General features: G+C 61.9%; 14 protein-coding genes, 3 tRNA genes and 1 other RNA gene. 14 read left to right on the top strand and 4 right to left on the bottom strand.

Features of this window, described 5'->3' with window-relative positions; translation table 11 throughout:
- Window positions 1-1,134, bottom strand: coding sequence for a hydrogenase 2 small subunit (hybO, locus tag I6L32_RS15385; protein WP_216944127.1), 1,134 nt, complete (start codon window positions 1,132-1,134; stop codon window positions 1-3).
- Between the two features lie 1,063 nt (window positions 1,135-2,197).
- Between hybO and alr the strand changes: the two genes are divergently transcribed.
- Window positions 2,198-3,310 carry an alanine racemase gene (gene alr / locus I6L32_RS15380; protein ID WP_216944125.1) on the top strand — a complete coding sequence of 371 codons (1,113 nt, stop codon included), beginning with the start codon at window positions 2,198-2,200 and terminating at the stop codon, window positions 3,308-3,310.
- A 91-nt stretch (window positions 3,311-3,401) separates the two neighbouring features.
- On the opposite strand, the gene I6L32_RS15375 is transcribed toward alr, so the two are convergent.
- The 3 genes from I6L32_RS15375 to dauA all read right to left on the bottom strand — a co-directional run bounded on the left by I6L32_RS15375 (window position 3,402) and on the right by dauA (window position 5,678).
- Window positions 3,402-3,531, bottom strand: a non-coding RNA gene (locus I6L32_RS15375) — RtT sRNA.
- A gap of 52 nt (window positions 3,532-3,583) precedes the next feature.
- Window positions 3,584-3,671: transfer RNA gene (locus I6L32_RS15370), tRNA-Ser, on the bottom strand.
- Window positions 3,672-3,941: 270 nt separating this feature from the next.
- Window positions 3,942-5,678: a C4-dicarboxylic acid transporter DauA gene (gene dauA, locus I6L32_RS15365; RefSeq protein ID WP_216944124.1), complete on the bottom strand. Its 1,737-nt coding sequence runs from the start codon at window positions 5,676-5,678 to the stop codon at window positions 3,942-3,944.
- A gap of 467 nt (window positions 5,679-6,145) precedes the next feature.
- Between dauA and I6L32_RS15360 the strand changes: the two genes are divergently transcribed.
- From I6L32_RS15360 to I6L32_RS15300, 13 genes are all read left to right on the top strand, one after another.
- Window positions 6,146-6,221 (top strand) — tRNA-Asn (locus I6L32_RS15360).
- Window positions 6,222-6,223: 2 nt separating this feature from the next.
- Window positions 6,224-6,299: transfer RNA gene (locus tag I6L32_RS15355), tRNA-Asn, on the top strand.
- A gap of 237 nt (window positions 6,300-6,536) precedes the next feature.
- Window positions 6,537-8,339, top strand: coding sequence for a hypothetical protein (locus tag I6L32_RS15350; RefSeq protein ID WP_216944123.1), 1,803 nt, complete (start codon window positions 6,537-6,539; stop codon window positions 8,337-8,339).
- Window positions 8,340-8,800: 461 nt separating this feature from the next.
- On the top strand, window positions 8,801-10,237 hold the full coding sequence (locus tag I6L32_RS15345; RefSeq protein ID WP_216944122.1) for a circularly permuted type 2 ATP-grasp protein: 1,437 nt from the start codon (window positions 8,801-8,803) through the stop codon (window positions 10,235-10,237).
- Window positions 10,231-11,157, top strand: coding sequence for an alpha-E domain-containing protein (locus I6L32_RS15340; RefSeq protein WP_010674396.1), 927 nt, complete (start codon window positions 10,231-10,233; stop codon window positions 11,155-11,157). Before I6L32_RS15345 ends, I6L32_RS15340 begins: the two co-directional genes overlap by 7 nt.
- Entirely contained in the window at window positions 11,154-11,954 is an 801-nt protein-coding gene (locus I6L32_RS15335; RefSeq protein ID WP_010674395.1) for a transglutaminase family protein, read from the top strand. Before I6L32_RS15340 ends, I6L32_RS15335 begins: the two co-directional genes overlap by 4 nt.
- Window positions 11,938-12,687, top strand: a complete 750-nt coding sequence (locus I6L32_RS15330) for a peptidase (protein ID WP_234935924.1) — start codon at window positions 11,938-11,940, stop codon at window positions 12,685-12,687. The genes I6L32_RS15335 and I6L32_RS15330 overlap by 17 nt, the downstream gene beginning before the upstream one ends.
- A gap of 82 nt (window positions 12,688-12,769) precedes the next feature.
- On the top strand, window positions 12,770-13,255 hold the full coding sequence (locus I6L32_RS15325) for a YqhA family protein (RefSeq protein WP_010674393.1): 486 nt from the start codon (window positions 12,770-12,772) through the stop codon (window positions 13,253-13,255).
- 118 nt (window positions 13,256-13,373) lie between these two features.
- Window positions 13,374-13,823, top strand: a complete 450-nt coding sequence (locus I6L32_RS15320; protein ID WP_216944121.1) for a hypothetical protein — start codon at window positions 13,374-13,376, stop codon at window positions 13,821-13,823.
- A 4-nt stretch (window positions 13,824-13,827) separates the two neighbouring features.
- Window positions 13,828-16,797, top strand: a complete 2,970-nt coding sequence (locus tag I6L32_RS15315; RefSeq protein ID WP_216944120.1) for a YncE family protein — start codon at window positions 13,828-13,830, stop codon at window positions 16,795-16,797.
- Window positions 16,797-17,636, top strand: a complete 840-nt coding sequence (locus I6L32_RS15310; protein ID WP_216944118.1) for an FTR1 family protein — start codon at window positions 16,797-16,799, stop codon at window positions 17,634-17,636. The genes I6L32_RS15315 and I6L32_RS15310 overlap by 1 nt, the downstream gene beginning before the upstream one ends.
- 75 nt (window positions 17,637-17,711) lie before the next feature.
- Window positions 17,712-19,136 (top strand): NAD(P)/FAD-dependent oxidoreductase, encoded by a 1,425-nt coding sequence (locus tag I6L32_RS15305; RefSeq protein ID WP_216944117.1) that lies wholly within the window; start codon window positions 17,712-17,714, stop codon window positions 19,134-19,136.
- A gap of 47 nt (window positions 19,137-19,183) precedes the next feature.
- Window positions 19,184-19,744, top strand: coding sequence for a hypothetical protein (locus tag I6L32_RS15300; RefSeq protein WP_216944116.1), 561 nt, complete (start codon window positions 19,184-19,186; stop codon window positions 19,742-19,744).
- The last annotated feature ends 120 nt before the right edge of the window (window positions 19,745-19,864 follow it).

Genomic DNA, 19,864 nt, shown 5'->3' with positions numbered 1-19,864 from the left:
TCACTCCTCCCGTGAGGTGTGCTGCCCGGCCTCATGGCGCTTCTGCTGGCGACCGAGCTCGCGCACCGTCATCAGACTCACCCCGACCAGCACCCCGAGCGCCCCACCGATAAGGCCGGTGGCGGTGGGCGACATGTGTCCTCCCTCCTGGATGGCCACGTCGGGCTTGTTCACCCGCGGGGTGGGATTCTCCACCTTGGCGAGCTGGAAGATCCCCTTGCTGAACCCCACTCCCTGCTCGTTGCAGCCATAGCAGGGGTGGCCAATGCCCACCGGCCAGATGCCGCCGCCCACGTCGCAGAACTCCAGGGTCGAGCAGTTGCCGTAGGTCTCCGGCCCCTTGCAGCCCAGGTGATAGAGACACCAGCCCTGACGGTGGCCCTCGTCGCCGAACTCCTTGGCGAAGCGACCGGCGTCGAAGTGCGGACGGCGCTCGCAGTTTTCGTGGATGAGCCGTTCATAGGCAAACCGCGGCCGCTTCTTAGCATCGAGCGCCGGCAGCTTGCCGTAGGTGATGTAGTAGGCGACCGTGGTGAGGAAGTTGTGGGGGTTGGGCGGACAGCCCGGGATATTGATAATCGGCGTGCCGAGGTTGCCGAGGGCCTCCTCCAGGCTGACGGCACCGGTCGGGTTGCCGCCGCTGGCGGGCACCCCGCCCCAGGCGGCGCAGGAGCCGATGGCGATGACGGCGGCGGCATCACTGGCAGCGCGGCGAATATGGTCGACGATGGGTTCTCCAGCCACCATGCAGTAGATGCCCCCATCTTTAAGCGGGATGGAGCCATCCACCACCAGCACATACTTGCCCTTGTAACGTTCCATGGCGTTGTGCTTGTTCTCTTCTGCCTGATGACCGAAGGCCGCCGAGAGCACCTCGTGGTACTCCAGCGAAATGGTGTTGAGGATCAGGTTCTCGATGGTGGGGTGGGTGGCGCGCAGCAGCGATTCGGTGCAACCGGTACACTCCTGCGCCCCTATCCAGATCACCGGTGGCCGCTCGGGGCTGGTGAGCGCGGTGGCCATCTTGGCGACGGCGTGTTGGCTTAATCCAAGGGTTGCGGCCATCCCGGCGCACAATTTCATAAAGTCACGGCGATTAATTCCATGAGCCGATAAAAAAGTATCCTCGACCATTCTTCTTATTCCCGTCAGTGAGCATTGTTTGACAAATGCTTAATTGCGGGAATGCTATGCCTCCCCTTCCCCCTTTATGTTGATCTCCATCAAGTGACGGAACATTATTCAAATAGAAAACTCATCATCATGAATTTAAAAACTCCATATATAGCATAGACTTAGAAAGCATAGTGTGGGCTACCAAAATACCCACTAGGGGGTATTTTTGCGTGTTATTGAATTTAATTCATTTAAATTACCCGTTAGTTCGTGATGTTAAATAATCAGAATGAAAGCGTTGTCACACTATTTGATCCAATATTTATGCTACCAGTTACAGGCTTTTTTTCGCGTCAAAAGTAGCTAAAAATATATACCTTTAAATTTTATTAAACTATATGTCACCAACCAAAATGAACGCGCAAACGATATTTATTATCAGCTTTTAAGAAATAACCCGCCCTGCTGTTCAAGGCTGATCTTCGCCGCTTGATTAATTAACCGGCCCACATCCATGCTTCATCATCCCTGGCCACTGATGACCTGTCTCTCCGGCCGCGTGCGCCACCAAGCCGGCCACAAGCTTTCTTGGTGGCGTACACCACTCGCCGGTTCGACGAGATGCCCTCTTTAATCCGGCAGTTCCACCTTCACCCCCCATGGAGCTGGTAGCCTGCTTTTCTCCTCTGCCATGCACCTGCCCCTCCCCGCACCTTGGCCAGGGGTCGGCAACCCCACCTGCACGCAGCCGGTGCGAAAAACCGCCAACAATGTGCGAAAACGGCTCGATCCCCCTCCCGTTTTAAGGGGAAAAACCAGTGATAAATATTGCCCGATAGGGAGCCAGAGAAAGCGTTGGCAGGGAAATTTATACCGAGGAATATTCCGTATTTTGCGCATTTACGCATTCCTATTCGCCACATAATTTACCAACGAAAAAACAACTGATAACATCTTTTTACATTTTAAAGCATATAAAAAACATGATTCAGTGACCCCCGTTTGCTCGTCCCGGCAGCCAGGATCACCGGATCGGGATTGAAACCATCAGCCAACTACTCATCGAGCAGACACCCGACCCATGATGAACACAGTTACGGCCAGCATCGATATCGATGCACTCCAGCACAATTTCACCGTGGTGCGCCGCCATGCCCCCCACAGCAAGATCATCGCGGTACTCAAGGCCAATGCCTATGGCCATGGGCTGCTGCAGGTGGCCCACGCCCTCGCCCAGGCCGATGCCTATGCGGTGGCAAGGGTCGAGGAGGCGCTGGTGCTGCGTGCCAACGCCATCACCAAGCCCATTCTGGTGCTGGGAGGCTTCTTCAGTGCCGAGGCGCTGCCGCTGCTGGCGAAACACGAACTGCAAACCACCTTGCATACCTGGGAACAGCTGGCACTGCTCGAGCAGGCCAGTCTGCCCGCCCCCATCAAGGTGTGGCTCAAGCTCGATACCGGAATGAACCGGCTCGGGCTGCGCACCCTGGAGCTGCCCGCCTTCATCGAGCGGCTGAGCCATTGTCGCAACGTGGTGCAGCCGTTCCATCTGATGACGCACTTCAGCCAGTCCGATGAGCAGGATACCCAGGCCACCCGGCTGCAGATCGAGGAATTCAACCGCCTCTCTGCTCATCTGCCGGGCGAGCGGGCCATGGCCAACTCCGCCGGCATCCTCGCCTGGCCGGCATCGCGCAGCGACTGGATCCGACCCGGCCTCATGCTCTACGGCGCCTCCCCGTTTACCGGTCAGCTTGCCGCCGACCATGACCTGCGCCCGGTCATGAATCTCAAGAGCCAGCTCATCGCCACCCGCGCCTGCCAGCAGGGCGAGGCGGTCGGCTATGGAGGACACTGGGTGGCGGATCGAAATACTACCCTCGGCGTGGTGGGCGCGGGATATGGCGATGGTTACCCCCGCATGGCGCCCGAAGGTACCCCCATGCTGATCAATGGCCGCCGGGTGCCCATCGTGGGTCGGGTTTCCATGGACATGATCACCGTCGATCTGGGGCCGGCGGCCAGCGACAAGGTGGGAGACGAGGTGACGCTGTGGGGGGAAGGGTTGCCGGTGGAACAGGTGGCCGAAAAGATAGGCACCATCCCCTACGAGCTGCTGACCCGCCTGACCAGCCGGGTCCATCTGACGCACTGTGACAAACGCGAACAGATGCCGATGTTGAAGCTGGCCTGAGCAAGCGGTCTGAGACCGGCCACAGAGAAGTGTCAAACCAGCCCTTGATAAACAAAAGGCCCCGTCTTTCGACGGGGCCTTTTGTTTTATTTGGCGGTGAGGGAGGGATGATTCGCCACTGCGTGGCTCACCCCTTCGGGGCGGCCTGTGGCCGTTCATCGCAGCAAGCTGCTCTGCTCGAACCCGGCGAGGGTTCTCACCCCCCTCTTCGAGATGAGCTGATGACACTTCCCCAAAGCAAAAAACCGACCATGAGGTCGGTTTTTTGCAATTTGGCGGTGAGGGAGGGATTCGAACCCTCGATACGTTGCCGTATACACACTTTCCAGGCGTGCTCCTTCAGCCACTCGGACACCTCACCAAATTTTTACTTCTTTGAAGTGGCTTTCGGAGCACGTAAACGTGCATCTTGCCGACTTCGTCGGTGGGCAGCCACTCGGACACCGCACCCAATTTTGGTCTGTGCTTTAACGTGTTCAGCCAACACGAATTCGCTGCGCCGTTGCGCTGGAACGGGGCGTAATGTAAGGGATAGGCGCGAGGCGGTCAATGCAATTTTTTATCTTTTGCCACTGTTTGCTCAATAAGCGAACCAAGTGACTAAAAATATGCCATTTCCTATCCCTTTCCATCAATTTTCAACCTCTTCGTGCAAATGTTCTCCTCGAATCGCCTCTTCCAGCGAACCGTAGAACTCCAGCTCTCCCGGCACCGGACGCACCTTGGCCCGCGCCAGGGTCTTGAGGGGCTGGAATTGCAATTCAGCCACCTTGAGACGGACCCCCGCCTTGGCCATGCGTTTTGCGAACTGCTGGAAGGCGGTGAGACCGCCAGCATCCAGGATGGATACCGCCTCCATTTGCAGGATCAACTCCTTGTGGTCCTTCACCTGGGCAAGCAACTCGTCAAAGACCCGCTCGGCGGCGGCAAAGAACAGTGGCCCGTTGATCTTGTAGATAAGGGTCGAGGGGGACACCTCGCTGGCATAGCGTTTGTGATCCGCCAGGTTGTGCAGCCTGGTCATCTTGGCTATCTCGCGCATGAACAGCAAAGAGGCCAGGATCACCCCGAAGGTGATGGCGATGACCATGTCGAAGATGACGGTCAGCGACAGGCAGACCAGCAGCACCAGTACATCGGATTTGGGCGCCCGGCGCACCAGATCCACCACCTTGTGGGCCTCGCTCATGTTCCAGGCCACCAGCAGCAACAGGGCGGCCATGGCAGAGAGCGGCAACCAGGAGAGCCAGGGAGCCAGCACCAGGATGGCAGCCAGCACCACCAGCGCATGGACAATACCGGAAATGGGCGAGGTGGCACCGGCCCGCACGTTGGCGGCGGAGCGCGCGATGGCGGCCGTCGCCGTGATGCCACCGAAGAAGGGAGCCAGGATGTTGCCAAGGCCCTGCCCCACCAGCTCGCCGTTGGAGCTGTGCTTGCGACCCGTCATACCATCGAGCACCACGGCACAGAGCAGGGATTCGATGGCCCCCAGCATGGCCATGGAGAAGGCGGCGGGCAGCAGCCGCTCGATGGCGGCGAGGTTCCACTCCACCGGCGCCCCGTCCGGCCCCGGCAGCGCCCAGGGCATCACCAGGGTCGGGGCGATGGGGGGAATGCCCATGCCCTGACTGCCGTCGGCCAAGGTATAGCTGAACTTGCTGCCAATGGTGGCGACGTCCACCCCGAACTGGTGCAGACCAAACCCGAGCCCCACCCCCACCAGCACGGCGGGCAGATGGCCGGGTACCGGCAGGCGCAATCTCGGCCAGAGCAGCAACACCGCCAGGGTTGCCACACCCACCAGGGTGTCTCCCCATTGCCAGCTTGGCAAGGCATGGGCCAGCGCCTGTACCTTGCCCAGATAGGTTTCCGGCATCTCCAGGACCTGCAGGCCGAAGAAATCCTTGATCTGCAGGGTGGCGATGACGATGGCGATACCACCGGTGAACCCCAGGGTCACCGAGGGGGGAATGTACTCGATGAGGCGCCCGAGACGCGCCATGCCCATGGCCACCAGGAAACAGCCCGAGATCAGGGTGGCCATCAACAGGCCGCCCACGCCAAATTGCTGGGCCACCGGGTAGAGGATCACCACGAAGGCGGCAGTGGGGCCCGAAATGGAGAAGCGGGATCCCCCGGTCACGGCGATGACGATGCCGGCGATGATGGCGGTATAAAGCCCGTGCTGGGGCGGCACCCCACTGGCGATGGCCAGCGCCATGGCAAGGGGAATGGCGATGATGCCGACCGTGATGCCGGCGATGAGGTCGCGGCCAAAGCGCGCCACGCTGTAGGGTTCGTCAATGCAGGATTGGCGCAATGCGATGGCCAGCTTCACGCCTTGTAAGGAAGCTTGATTGTGCATGTCTAGGGTAATACCAGAAGAGGGAGACAAAGGCCGGGGTGAACCGGCACCCGATCATCATCAAGGGCCGGCAGAGCTGTCGACGCGGCGATGGTATCGAAGGCAACCATACCCGACCCGGCCAGATAATTCGATGGGCAGGATCAAGAAATGGCCATGAGCGCGCAATATTGTCGGTGACACCCCAAATATCAACGCCGTTTCCCGCCACGACAGGTTTCCCCGGGCACTGTACTCTGCGGGTAAACGACATCACGCCTCCTCCTGGCAGCATGCGGGAATCAGGGGACAAGGCAGGCACAACCCGGCCAAAGGCGCGATCTCAAGCTCCTGATTGTGCTGAAAATAGTCCGCACTGCCCAAGTTTTGGGCAAACGGGCCAAAAAACCATTTTTTACGCCGACAGGCGGGTTGACACCCGGGAGATGGGCCATTAATATCCGCCCCGTCTCGACGAGACAGGCCATTCCTCCTTAGTTCAGTCGGTAGAACGGCGGACTGTTAATCCGTATGTCACTGGTTCAAGTCCAGTAGGAGGAGCCAATTCCCTCGTAGTTCAGTCGGTAGAACGGCGGACTGTTAATCCGTATGTCACAGGTTCAAGTCCTGTCGAGGGAGCCACATTTTAAAGCCCAGCCTTTTGGCTGGGCTTTTTCATATCTGCTCTTCCGCGCCTGTCCACGGCCCCCCTGCCCGATGGCGCGCCAAACCGTCACCTGCTTGCTTTCCTGATTCCCCATGGCCTTCGATGACGCCCCTTACTCGTCCCTAGGCGCGTCTCCAGGGTGTCACAGAGATCCCAAAGACTATGATTGATTCGAAAAGGACCATTTGGATCTATCTAGTCAAGGAGCCATCATGTCACACTCTGCTTCACTGGCCAGTCGCCTGCATGCTCTGGCACTCAACGACACCCTGTTCCCCGATCTCCATCAACTCGAGAAGGCACAACGGACCCGGGCCATCTACCGGATTTTCCACACTGTCGCCAGCACGGCTGCACTCGGGCAAGAGGATATCGTTGACGACCTGGCCCCCCTCCTCACCCTGATGGAGTCTCCCTGCCTGACCCGGCAAGGGGGGCTCTGCCCCTTGCTGGCCAGTCATTACAATCTCTATCTCGGCACGCTGCTGGAGCTGGGGGATCGGCACCATCCGGAGATCATCGGCCAGATTGAGGAGGCTCTGGCCTTGCGCACTCATGGGCTCTATCTGGTCACCGAGCTCGGTTGTGGCAACAATGCCATGAGCATGGCAACCGATGTCCGCTACGACTGTGCCACTGACGGTTTTATCCTCCATACGCCCCATCGGCATGCCGCCAAGTTCATGCCCTACATCGCCCTGGAAGGGCAACCCAAGAGCAGCGTGGTAATGGCCAGATTGTGGGTCGGCGAGCAAGACTGTGGCATTCATCCCTTTCTGGTGCCCTGCCGGGACGCCCGTGGAGCACTGTATCAGGGGGTCAGCGTCTCCAGCCCGGACGTGCTCGACCTCCCCTACTTCGACGTGGTGGATCACGCCATCATCACCTTCGAGCAGGTAACACTCCCCCGCTGGGCATGGCTCAGGGGTCATGAGCACGACATCAGTGCAGGGGGCATCTTTCACTCTCGTCTTGCCAGCCAACGCGACATTTTCTTCAGCTCCCTGCGCCGTGTTGAGTGGGGAAAACTGGTACTGACCGCCTCCCTGATCCCCGGCTTGAAACTGAGCCTCGCGCTGGCCATTCATTACGCGCAGCAACGAACGCTGCACGCCCACAACGGGCGGGTCATACCGCTGGCGCACCATGCCCTGCACCGCCGGATACTGACTCGTGCCTATGTGACGGGGCTGGCCGCCATGGCGCTGTACGAAGGGATAAAGCAACGACATTTGCCGGATGGACGGCACTCCTCCCGCTTTCAGACCGACGCAGGCCTGGTCAAGGCCGTCGCCGTCGAACTGATGCGAACCTCTCTGCAACATTGCATGCAGCGGTGTGGTGCCCAGGGAAAATTCCTGCGAAATCGCATCGCTCCTACCCTGCAACTGTGCGATCTGGTCGGCACCGCCGAGGGAGACAGCATGCCCGTCCTGATGAAGGTGGCGAAGGATATTCTGGCCTGGCCTGATGAATCCCTGGATGACGACACACCCCTGGGCCAACTGCTGCTGCGGATGCGCCGACAGATGAATCAGCAACTGGCCGACGCGACGGACAAACTGGCCGCCTGGCACGACCTCGGCTGGCTTGCTGGCAACCTGGAAGCCTTGCGTCACCTGGGGAGCAGGGACGACATCCGCACGGCCTGCCGGGAGCAGCTCATGCTCGATTATGCTCCCCAGCTCCTGCACCACGGACTGTGCAGCCCCGCCGAGATTGCCGCCCTGCCCGCACGGCAGGAAGCCACGCTGGATCATGTCTGGGAACATCACGCCGCCAGCGTGCCGGACGAGTTTGACGTTCGTGACCTCATGGCCGCGACGCCGCTGGGCAGCCCGGACCTGGCTTCAGCCTGGTTTGCCCTGGCCCCGTCCCTGCATGATCCCCTGCCAGAAACGAGTTTGACGTTCGTGACCTCATGGCCGCGACGCCGCTGGGCAGCCCGGACCTGGCTTCAGCCTGGTTTGCCCTGGCCCCGTCCCTGCATGATCCCCTGCCAGAAACGAGTTTGACGTTCGTGACCTCATGGCCGCGACGCCGCTGGGCAGCCCGGACCTGGCTTCAGCCTGGTTTGCCCTGGCCCCGTCCCTGCATGATCCCCTGCCAGAAGGTTGAACGTTGGGGCCAGCAGGCCGCCCCTCCACTCCCGGTGCCTGAATCCCCCCAAGCCCGGCCATCGGTCGGGTTCTTTCTTATCCCCCTGCCCCACCTCGGGGCAAGGGCGTTCGCCTTCCGCCCCCGCATCCCGATGCGCCCGTCCCTTGCCCTCATGGCCTGTTGCCACAAGATGGCGCAGGCTTACCCTCTATGGGGTACCACTCTGGTGCGCCCTGCCTTGCCCCGTGATGACATAAAAGTCATCCATATGATTTTTCAATGAAAAATTACTGACACTGGCCTTCATAGCGACTCAATTGGCTGGCACAGCCCTTGCACTTTGTGATGTACGCAGGGACGTCACAAGGAGTTGCCTATGCTACCCATCAAGCCCCCCGGACCCGGTTGTTACGACGAGATGCTGCTCACCGACAACCAGTTTCGCGATCATTACCACGCCTACCTCTCGTGGCTGCACCAGACCGACGAGAAGAGCATAGAACTCAAGCGTGAAGAGGCCGACCTGCTGTTTCGCCGGGTCGGCATCACCTTCAACGTCTACGGGGATGGGGACGGCGCCGAGCGCCTCATCCCGTTCGACAGCATTCCCCGCATCATTCCCGCCCGGGAGTGGCAACATCTGGACAAGGGGATCCGCCAGCGCGTCACCGCCCTCAATGCCTTTCTGCACGACATCTATCACGATCAGCGCATCCTGAAGGCGGGGGTGATCCCGGCCGCCCAGATCCTCACCAATGCCCAGTACCAGCCCTGCATGCAGGGGGTCGACCTGCACCGGGACACCTATGTCCACATCACCGGGGTCGACATCATCCGCAACCACGACGGTGAGTACTATGTGCTGGAGGACAACCTGCGCACCCCCTCCGGGGTCTCCTACATGCTGGAGAACCGCAAGATGATGATGCGCCTCTTCCCGGAGCTGTTTCACAACCAGCCCATCGCCCCGGTGGAGCGCTACCCGGCCCTGTTGCTGCAGACCCTGCGCGAGAGCAGCCCGGTCGACAACCCCTGCGTGGTGGTGATGACCCCGGGACGCTTCAACAGCGCCTACTTCGAGCACAGCTTCCTCGCCCAGCAGATGGGGGTGGAGCTGGTGGAGAGCGCGGATCTGGTGGTCAAGGATGGTCAGGTGCTGATGCGCACCACCACGGGGCTGAAAAGGGTGGATGTCATCTATCGCCGCATCGACGACGACTTCCTCGATCCCCTCGCCTTCAACCCGGACTCCCTCATCGGCGTGCCCGGGCTGCTCTCGGTCTACCGCGCCGGCGGCGTGGTGCTGGCCAATGCCATCGGCACCGGGGTGGCGGATGACAAGTCCATCTACCCCTATGTGCCGGAGATGATCCGCTTCTATCTGGGGGAAGATCCCATTCTCAACAACGTGCCCACCTGGCAGTGCCGCGAGCCGGCTGCCCTCTCCCACGTGCTGGCCAATCTGGAGGAGCTGGTGGTCAAGGAGGTCCATGGCGCCGGCGGCTACGGCATGCTTATCGGCCCCTGCGCCAGTCGCGAGGAGCTGGCCCGTTTTCGCGAGCTGCTCAAGGCGCGGCCGGACAACTACATCGCCCAGCCGACCCTCTCCCTCTCCACCTGCCCGACCTTCGTCGATGCCGGTATCGCCCCCCGCCACATCGATCTGCGCCCCTTCGTTCTCACGGGGCAGGAGCTGCGCCTGGTACCGGGCGGCCTGACCCGGGTCGCCCTCACCGAAGGCTCCCTGGTGGTCAACTCCTCCCAGGGCGGTGGCACCAAGGACACCTGGGTCATGGAGGGCAGCCCATGCTGAGCCGCACCGCAAGCGAACTTTACTGGATGTCCCGCCACCTGGAGCGGGCGGAGAACACGGCACGCATGCTGGACGTCACCCAGACCATGTCGCTGATGCCCTCCATCGACGCCGATCACAGCGAGCTGGTGGCGCCTCTCACCATCAGCGGCACCCATGAGCCCTTCCTGGCCCGCTACGGCCAGGTGAACATGGAGAACCTGCTGCAATTTTTCTGCTTCGACGAGGAGAACCCGAGCAGCATCTTCAGTTGTCTGCGCATGGCCAGGGACAACGCCCACGCCGTGCGGGGCAAGATCCCCGGTGAGGTGTGGGAGAGCATCAACGCCGCCTGGATAGAGATCCGCCGGCGCCGCCAGGCGGGGCTCTCCAGCGGCCAGGCCCAGGAGTTCTTCGACTGGATCAAGGAGCGCTCCCACCAGTTTCGCGGCGCCACCTATGGCACCATCATGCGCGGTGACGTGCTCTGGTTCCTGCGCCTTGGTACCTTCATCGAGCGGGCCGACAACACGGCGCGCATCCTGACCGTGAAGTATCAGGTGATCCGGGAGGACGAGGACAGCGTGCGCGAGTTCTACCGCTGGAACGCCCTGTTGCGGTCAGTGGGCGCTTACGAGGCCCACCAGACCCTCTACAAGACGCTCTCCCATGCCTCCATCGCCGAGCTGCTGATCCTGCGCAATGAAGTGCCGCGCTCCCTGCGGGCCTGCCTCGACGAGATGGAGCTGATCCTTGCCCAGATCGAGGGCAACGCCGGCCAGACGCCCCGGCGCCTGACCACCATACTCAACGCCCATCTGACCTATGGCGCCATCGACGATGTCTTTGCCCTCGGCATGCAGGAGTACCTGAGTGATTTCCTCAGCGACATCGGCGCCATCGGCCAGAGCATCCACGCCGCCTACCTGGAGGTATTATGAGACTCATCATCGATCACCAGACCCGCTACCACTATGCCGACGTGGTGCGCCGCAGCACCCAGTACCTGCGTCTGACCCCCCACAGCACGGCCCGCCAGCAGATCCTCTCCTGGGAGCTGGAGCTGCCGGGGGAGGCCACCTGCACCACGGACGGTTACGGCAACATACTGCACGTGCTGAGCCTGGAGTCCCCCCACGAGGGGATCCTGATCCGCGCCCACGGGGAGGTGGAGATCTGCGACGACGCCCCGGAAGATGAGGAGTCCTCCCTCATCTCTCCCCTGAGCTACCTGAGGCCCACCCCCCTCACCCGCCCGACCCCCGCCCTGCAGGATCTCGCGAAGGCCTGCCTGCCAGAGGAGCCGACCCTGGCCGACTTGCAGAGCCTGATGGCACGCATCCTGGTGCTGATGCCCTATCAGCCCGGCAGCACGGATGCCACCTTCAGCGCCGACGAGGCACTTGCTTCGGGCAGTGGCGTCTGTCAGGACCACACCCATGTCTTCCTGACCTGCTGCCGCCACGCCGGCCTGCCGGCCCGGTACGTGAGCGGTTACCTTTACAGCCAGGACAACAGCCACGTGGCGATGCACGCCTGGGCCGAGGTGTGGATCGAGGAGCGCTGGCACACGTTCGACGTCACCAACCTCACCAGCTCCACCAGCGAGCACCTCAAGCTCGCGGTCGGCATGGATTATCTGGATGCCTGTCCGGTGCGCGGCGTGCGCTATGGCGGCGGGTGCGAACAGTTGCAGAGCCAGGCACAGGTGACCCGCCTGGATGGACAACAGCAATGAAGACCGGGAGAGTCCTGGCGGGAGTGCGGTCATGACCTATTGCGTCGCCATGTGCCTGCAAGACGGCATGGTGTTTGCGTCCGATTCGCGCACCAATGCGGGGGTGGATCACATCGCCACCTTCCGCAAATTGCACCTCTTCACCCGGGAGGACAGGGTGATAGTGCTGCAAAGCGCGGGCAATCTGGCCACCACCCAGAGCGTCATCAGCCTGCTGACGGAGGGGCAGGAGCTCCTTGCCCTCCCCAGCCTCTACGAGGCTGCCGCCCTCATCGGCCAGACCATACGCACCGTCATCAGCCGGGATGGGGGTCAGCAGCAGGGCCATATCAACTTCGGCTGCAACATCCTGCTGGGGGGGCAGATCCGGGGGGAGCGCCACCGCCTGTTCCACATCTATCCGGAGGGCAACTTCATCGAGGCGAGCGCCGACACCCCCTACTTCCAGATTGGTGAGAGCAAGTACGGCAAACCCATCATCGATCGCATCATTCACCATGAGACGCCGCTTCAGACCGCCCTGCAGTGCGCCCTCATCTCCATCGACTCGACCCTGCGCAGCAATCTGTCGGTGGGCTTGCCTCTGGATGCCCTGGTCTATCACGAGGGCAGCTTCTCGGCGACGAACCAGCACCGCATCACCGAACAGAACCCCCATTTCGTGGCGCTGCGAAAGGCCTGGGGCGAGGGGTTGCAGCAGTTGTTCCAGGGCCTTCCCACCTTCCCCCTCTAGGCCGGGCGGGAGGCGCCAAGGCGCTTTCCCGCTCCTTTCTTTCCGGATATTCTGGCTGCCTTCCTTTTCGATGGAGTTTCCCATGCGCCGCTTCAACGTCATGCTCAACGGCAGCCGGTTGATGATGTTCCCCTTCTATGTCTGCATCCTTATCTGTGTCGCCCTCCTGATGGTGAAGTTCGCCATGCAGCTCTATGTGCTGTGCCGCGACATCATCGACATCCACTATCTGGATCTCATCACGGGGGTACTCACCCTGGTGGACTTCGTGCTGGTCGCCCAGATGCTGATCCTGGTGGCCATCTGCGGCTACGTGCAGTTCATCAAGACCCCGGAGCAGCGAGCGGCCCTCGGCGACAACTGGCTCAGCAAGATCAACTTCGCGTCCCTCAAGCTCATCGTCATCAACTCTCTGGTGACCATCGCCGGCATCGAGGTGCTCAAAGCCTTCCTCGACGACGGCACCGGCAACGAGATCGAGATGAAGTGGTCGGTCATCGTCTTCCTCGCCTTCTCCACCGCGGCACTTATCTATGCGGTGACCGAGCGGCTGGCGGAGCACAAATAGGGCCCGGCGCCATTCAGGGTCTATTCATCAAGAGCCGAATTGATAACTCTTTTCATTACCCTTACTGCATTGTAAACTTGCTCGCCCCGGGCTGAACCGCCCGGGAGCTGGAGCACCCATGACGAGTCTTTCCCTCTCACCACGACAATGCTGGCAATGGCTGGCCTATCACCATCAGGCGGCCGAGGGTGCCCTTTATCTGATGTTTTTCTCCGGTCTGCTGCTGTGGGAACCCCTGACGCCGACCTGGTCCCTGGCGCGCTGGAACCTGTTTTTGCACGTCGCCCTCTCGCTCACCCTGTTCCCCTTGCTGTTTGGCGCCTTCTGGCTCTCCCATCGCAGCCTGCTGCGCAAGAGCCGCAAGCCTTTTCTGCGCACCACGGGGCGCATCATCGAAGCCTTGCTGCTGGTCTGTCTGGCAAGCGGAGTGGTGCTGGTGCTGCACGGCACCCCGGGGGACAACCTCGGCAACCTTGCCAGCTGGGCCCACTGGCTGAGCGCCCTCGCGTTGACGCCCCTGGTGCTGCGCCACGCCTGGCGCTGGACCATTCTGACATGGCGCACCTGATCTTATGTTGAAGTTGTTGTTATCCCTGATGTTGGCCGCCCTGTTGCTGGGGACCGCCTCGGCCCGGGAGATGGGCGCCGCCATGATTGCCTATGACGAGGGGAGCGCCCCGCGCCTCGTCACCGCCAACCAGAGTGCCGGCTCGATCACCCTGCTTGAGCGCGATAGCGGCAAGCGACTCAAAGAGGCACAACTAGGTGGCGATCTGCGCCAGCTGGCCCGCGCCGATGACGGCACCCTGCTAGTCACCGATTACAGCGGCGATCGCCTGCTGCTCTTGGATGATGATCTCGAGCAGGAAAAAGCGATCCCCACCGGCCATAGACCCTACGGCGTCATCTTCGATCCCAAGCGGCGCTGGTTCTGGGTCACGCTGTTCGAATCAGCTCGCCTGCAGGCTTATGACAGGGCGGGCAACCTCCAACTGGATGCAAAAACCGCCGAGACTCCCCGCGGGCTGGCATTGACCAACGACGATCGCCTGCTGCTCACCCACGCCATGACAGGCCAGCTCGCCATCTATGATCTCGCCAAGCTTGGCCACGGCGCCAAGGGATCTTCGCTTCCCAAGCCCAAGCTCATTACCCTGGCCGAGACCCACAGCGATACCCCGAGCGACTCCCAGGGATTGCCGCGCCTGCTGGACGGCATCGCCCTCTCCCCCGATGGCAGCGAGGCCTGGCTGCCCCACGTGCTCTGGAGTTTCGATCACCCCTTCCAGTTTCAGAGCACCGTCTTCCCGGCCGTCTCCATCATCGATCTCGATGAAGAGAAGGAGCGGGTCGATGAAAGAAAACAGCTCTTCTTGCAGATCAACCTGCCCAGTGTCGGCAACCGCAGCCAGATCGTCTCCAACCCGTTCGCGGCACGCTTCGCCGCCGATGGCAAGCGGGTCTACCTGACCCTGGCGGGTTCCGAAGACTTGCTGGTGTTCGACCTGTCGCGCAGCGGCAAGCAGAACAGCAACCGCCACCGCCGCAAGAAGTTTCAGGGGGGCGCCAAGGCGACCCAGCTCGTGCGTCACCTGCCGGGCCAGAATCCGCGCGATCTGCTGATCGATGGCGACCACATCCTGATCCACAACGTCATGGGGCAGGATCTCACCCGCCTCAATAGCGGCGGCAGCGGCCCGTTTGCCCGGGTCACCGTCGATGTGCCCCACTTCGCCAAACTGGTAGAGACCGATCCCCGCCCCAAAGCCCTCAAGCGCGGTGAACGATTGTTCAACCTGGGTAATACTGCCGCCAATAGCCGCTTCCCCATGGCGGGGGACAACTGGATGAGCTGCAACTCCTGCCATCTGGACGGGTTCAACTTCACCAACCGCTATCTGATGGCGGCCCATCGCCAGCAGAGCGGTGACAACGCCATCAACGGCCACGCCAACCTCGCCAACATGGTGGCGGGGGACTTTATCGGCGAATACCTGCGCATGACCCAGCAGACCCAGGGCGGCATGGGTCATGACACCCGCGATGGGGCCGAAGCGGTTGACCCCGCGAGGCCCCAGCCCGAGGTGCAGGCGATGATGGAGGATCTGCACGCCTTCGTGACCAGTGACGGCAACCTCCCCTATCTGGCCAACTGGCTGCGGCTCGATGCCCCGCGCAGGGATCCTGCCAAGGCGCCGACCACTCATCCCAAGGAGTGGCTCAACTCCGCCTCCTGCCAGAACTGCCACCAACAGGCGTTCCAGGACTGGAGCGAGAGCAACCACCGGCTGATGGGCAACTCCCACCCCTACTACAAGGTGGTGCAGGCACTGGCCCGCGAAACCGAGGGCGAAGCCTTCGGCCAGTGGTGCCAGGGCTGTCACATGCCCCAGCAGGTGATGAACGGCCAGACTGATCTGCCCAAGGGCTCCCACATGTTCGAGCAGGGCGGAGCCTCGCTCATTGCCGCCCACAAGGCGGGCGAACCTGTGGTTGAGGAAGGGACTGGCTGTGTGCTCTGTCATCGCATCACCAAGCTCGAGGATGCCGGCGGCAACAGCGCCTTTACGGTCAATTTGAAAGACCGCGAGAGCTATGTGTTCGAGGATGCCCCGGGGGGCAGCCTCCAGCACTGGCTGGCAGAGCGGCAGATCAACGCCCGCCCCGCCATGCACAAGGCCTCCTACCAGAAGGATTTCTACCGGGACGCGGCCCTGTGCAAGTCGTGCCACAACGAGTTCGCCCCCGGCACCGGCGCCAATATCGTCAACACCTGGGATGAGTGGGAAAAATCCAGCTTCGCCAAAGCCGAAGATCCTGCCAAACGGCGCACCTGCATCGACTGCCACATGAATCCGGAGCCGGGCAACGGCGGCGCGCCGGTGGCGGGCCAGTCCACCGAAAACGGCACCGTGAAAGAGCGGCTCTATCGCCACAACTTTACCGGCGCCCAGCATCAGCTAGTGGGGCTGAGAAGTGCAACCCTCGAGCAGGAGAGCCTGGCGCTCTTGCGCTCCAGCGCCACCCTCTCGGCCCGCATTGAAAACCAGAGTGGCCAACCCGCGCTGGTGGTTAGAGTCGCCAATACCGGCGCGGGCCATGCCCTGCCCACCGGGGTGGCCGATTTTCGTGAACTCTGGCTGGAGCTGACCGTCACCGACGCCAACGGCAAGGTGGTGCTTGCCAGCGGCCAGCCGGTGGATGGTGCTGTCCCTGAGAATGCGAGACTGTTCAGAAAAGTGTTCGGTGATGCCGAGGGCAAGCCGGTGGGGCTCAAGTTCTGGCGCTACGCCAAGCTCTTGGAAGATACCCGCATTCCGGCCGATGGCTGGCGCGACGAAGCCTGGCCGCTGCCGGCGGATGCCCGGGGGCCCTTCAAGGCCGATATCAGACTCAATTTCCGCACCTACCCCAAGTGGGTCAATGATGCGGTGCGCGCCGCCGAGCCGAGCTTGCCGGAGCCACCCATAGTGCAACTCAATCGGCTGCAACTGACCCTGCAGCCCCTCCCCCTCACGCCCGATACGGAGCCTCAATCCTGATGTTCGCAAGTTTTCTCATTACCCTGCGCGAGGGGCTGGAAGCCTTCCTGCTGGTCGGCATCTGCCTCTCCTACCTCGCCAAGCTGGGGGCGAGCCGCTACAACAAGTTCATCTATCTGGGGGTGGGCCTCGGTCTTGTCGCCTCCCTTGTCATCGCCTTCCTGTTCCAGGTGGTGGTGAGCCAGTTCGAGAGCGAGCGCTACAACCATTTGCTGATGGCGGGGATCCTGATTTTTGCCACCCTGGTGCTCACCTATATGGCTATCTGGATGCAAAAACAGGCCAAATCCCAGGTGGGGGCCATGACGGCGCGCATCGATGCCGCCATCGACGGTGGCAACCTGTTTGGTCTGGTGCTGCTCGCCTTTCTGGCGGTGATGCGCGAAGGCTTTGAAACCGTGCTCTTCTTCTCGGCCCTGGTCTACTCCGGGCAAGGGGTGGATCTGCACCAGGGGCTGATGGGGGCGCTGGCGGGGCTGCTGGTCTCTGTGGTGCTGGTGTGGGGGCTGCTGCGCTCCACCCGCAAGGTGGCGCTGGCCCCCTTCTTCCGCTGGACCGGCCTGCTCATCATCATCATCGCCGCAGGCTTGCTCTCGTCCGCCGTCAACATGTTGCAGGCAGCGGACGTCATCACCTTCTGGACCACGCCGGTCTTCAACATCAGCCACATCCTCGACGATCAGGGGGTATTCGGCACCTTCCTGCGCGCCCTGTTTGGCTACAACGCCTCACCGGCCGGCCTGCAGTTGCTGACCTGGGCCTGCTACCTCATGATCTTTGTCACCCTCTGGCATCGCAGCTATCGCCCCCAGAGGAGCGCCGCCCCGACCAGGGGCTGAGCCCGGGGATCACACTCTGTTCGGGAGCCGCGCACAGGCGGGCTCCCCCAGCTATCACGCCGTTTCGGAACACTCATGAACGACAACAACAAGAAGCACATTGCGGTGCTGGGCGCCGGCCCTGCCGGTCTGATGGCCGCCTGGCGCCTGCGCCAGGCCGGTTTTGCGGTCACCCTGTTCGAGCAGGAGCCGGTCGTCGGCGGCATGTGCGCCACCCAGACCTTCAAGGGGCGCGACGGCGAGTATCGCTTCGACTACGGCGGCCACCGCTTCATCACCAAGAACCCCGAGCTGCTCGCCTTTATCGACGAGCTGATGGGGGACGACCTGCTCCACGCCGAGCGAAAGAGCGTGATCCGCTTTGGCGGGCGTACCTATGACTACCCCTTAAACCTGCCCAACCTGCTCAAGACGGCGCCGCTGGCCCTGATGGCCGGGGCGGTGAAGGATCTGCTGCTGTTGCCCTTTGCCAAGAAACCCACCGATTTTGCCAAGGCGAGTTTTGCCGAGTGGATCCAGAGCCACTTCGGCCGTACCCTCTACCGCCAGTTCTTCGAGGGCTACACCGGCAAGTTGTGGGGCATCAACCCAGACCAGCTCTCCGCCGACTGGGCTGGCCAGCGCATCAGCCTGATCGATCTCAAAGACGTGGCGCGCCGCCTGTTGCCAAGGCGCAACGGCAGCATGTCGGTGCGCACCTATGCCCGCAAATACCGCTATCCCAAGTACGGCTTTGGCCAGATCTTCACCACCCTGGGGGAGCGGCTGGTGACAGAGGGCGTCACACTCAAGACCGGCGCCACCATCACCCGTCTCGAGCAGGCTGATGGCCGCATTGAACGGGTGTATTGGTCACAAGATAATGTGGAGCAGAGCGAGCGCTTTGATCAGGTGATCTCCACCCTGCCGCTCCCGCTCACCTGCCAGCACCTGGGCTTGCCGTGCGATCTCCACTACCGGTCGCTTCGCTTCGTCAATATGCCCCTCAAACAGGAGAACCTGTCGGACAACACCTGGCAGTACCTCTCCGACCCCCATATTCTGGCCACCCGTCTGCAGGAGCCCCGCCGGCGCAGCCCCTTTATGGCGCCACAGGGCCAAACCTCGGTGATGCTGGAGATCCCCTGCAACCCGGGGGATGCCACCTGGCAGGCACCGCTCTCTGATCTGCGCGGCCGGGTCACCGCCGATCTGGCGAGCCTCGGCGTCGATACCCAGAAGCTCGGCGATGAGACATTCGAAGCGCGCAGTGAATACGCCTATCCGCTGATGGATCTGGGTTATCAGGCCCGCCGCAACGACGCCATCAAGGCGCTGATGCCGATAAGCAACCTCATCATGACCGGCCGTCAGGGGACATTCCGCTACATCTTCACCGACACCGCCATGGAGATGGGGATGATGGCCGCAGACATGGTGATCGACGGGGTGGACAGACGTCACGCCATCTTCAATCATCGCAACGAAAATACCGTGATCGAGACCCAGAGCGTGGCCTGAGTGCCGCGCCATGGGCATAACCTCTTGGCATTAGTAAGGAGAACAGGATGACCATCCGCCCGGGTTTACTCGCCCTCACCCTGCTGCTGACCCTGAGCGGGCAGGCGCAGGCTTACTCCTACGCCGCCGCCGGCAAGGAGCCGCTGATCGATGCCCGCGAGGCACTGCTGGGCGCAGCCACTGACGGCAAGGATGCCAGCGCCACCTTGAGCGAGATTGCCGAGGAGCTGACCTATCTGGAACAGCACCACAAGGTCGAGCTGCAAGCACCGCTGGCAGCCGCCATCAAGGCCAAAGACGCCGCAGCCACCGCCGCCCTGCTCAACCGGGCCTACAAGGCGGAGATCGAGCGCCGCCTCGAGGGGGCCAGCCAGAACCTTGGCGACTACCAGACCGCCAAGGTGCTGGTGGTCAAGAGCAAGCGCTTCTTGGATTTGATCCTCCCCTCCCTCGACGAAGGGGATCGCAAGGCCGCCGAACAGGCGCTGGCCAAGGTGCTCGATACCATCGGCAACCCGGGAGTGTTCGGGGTGGGTGCCAAACCTGCCGATGCCGCCGCTTTCACCGAGGCCGAAAAAGCGCTGATGGCCGTGCTGGCACCGCTTTGATGGCCACCAGCCCATCATTGCGCCAATTCGTTGTGACAAACGGTGGGTTTCGCTGCACTCTCCCCACCCTACGCACGGCCTGCCGATAGATGCACCCGGACGCCGGTTTGCCCCCTTCTC

Source organism: Aeromonas sp. FDAARGOS 1402 (assembly GCF_019046925.1).
GTDB classification, from domain to species: domain Bacteria; phylum Pseudomonadota; class Gammaproteobacteria; order Enterobacterales; family Aeromonadaceae; genus Aeromonas; species Aeromonas caviae.
Note: the sequence above shows the minus strand (reverse complement) of the source record. Positions and strands in the feature narration are given on the sequence as shown.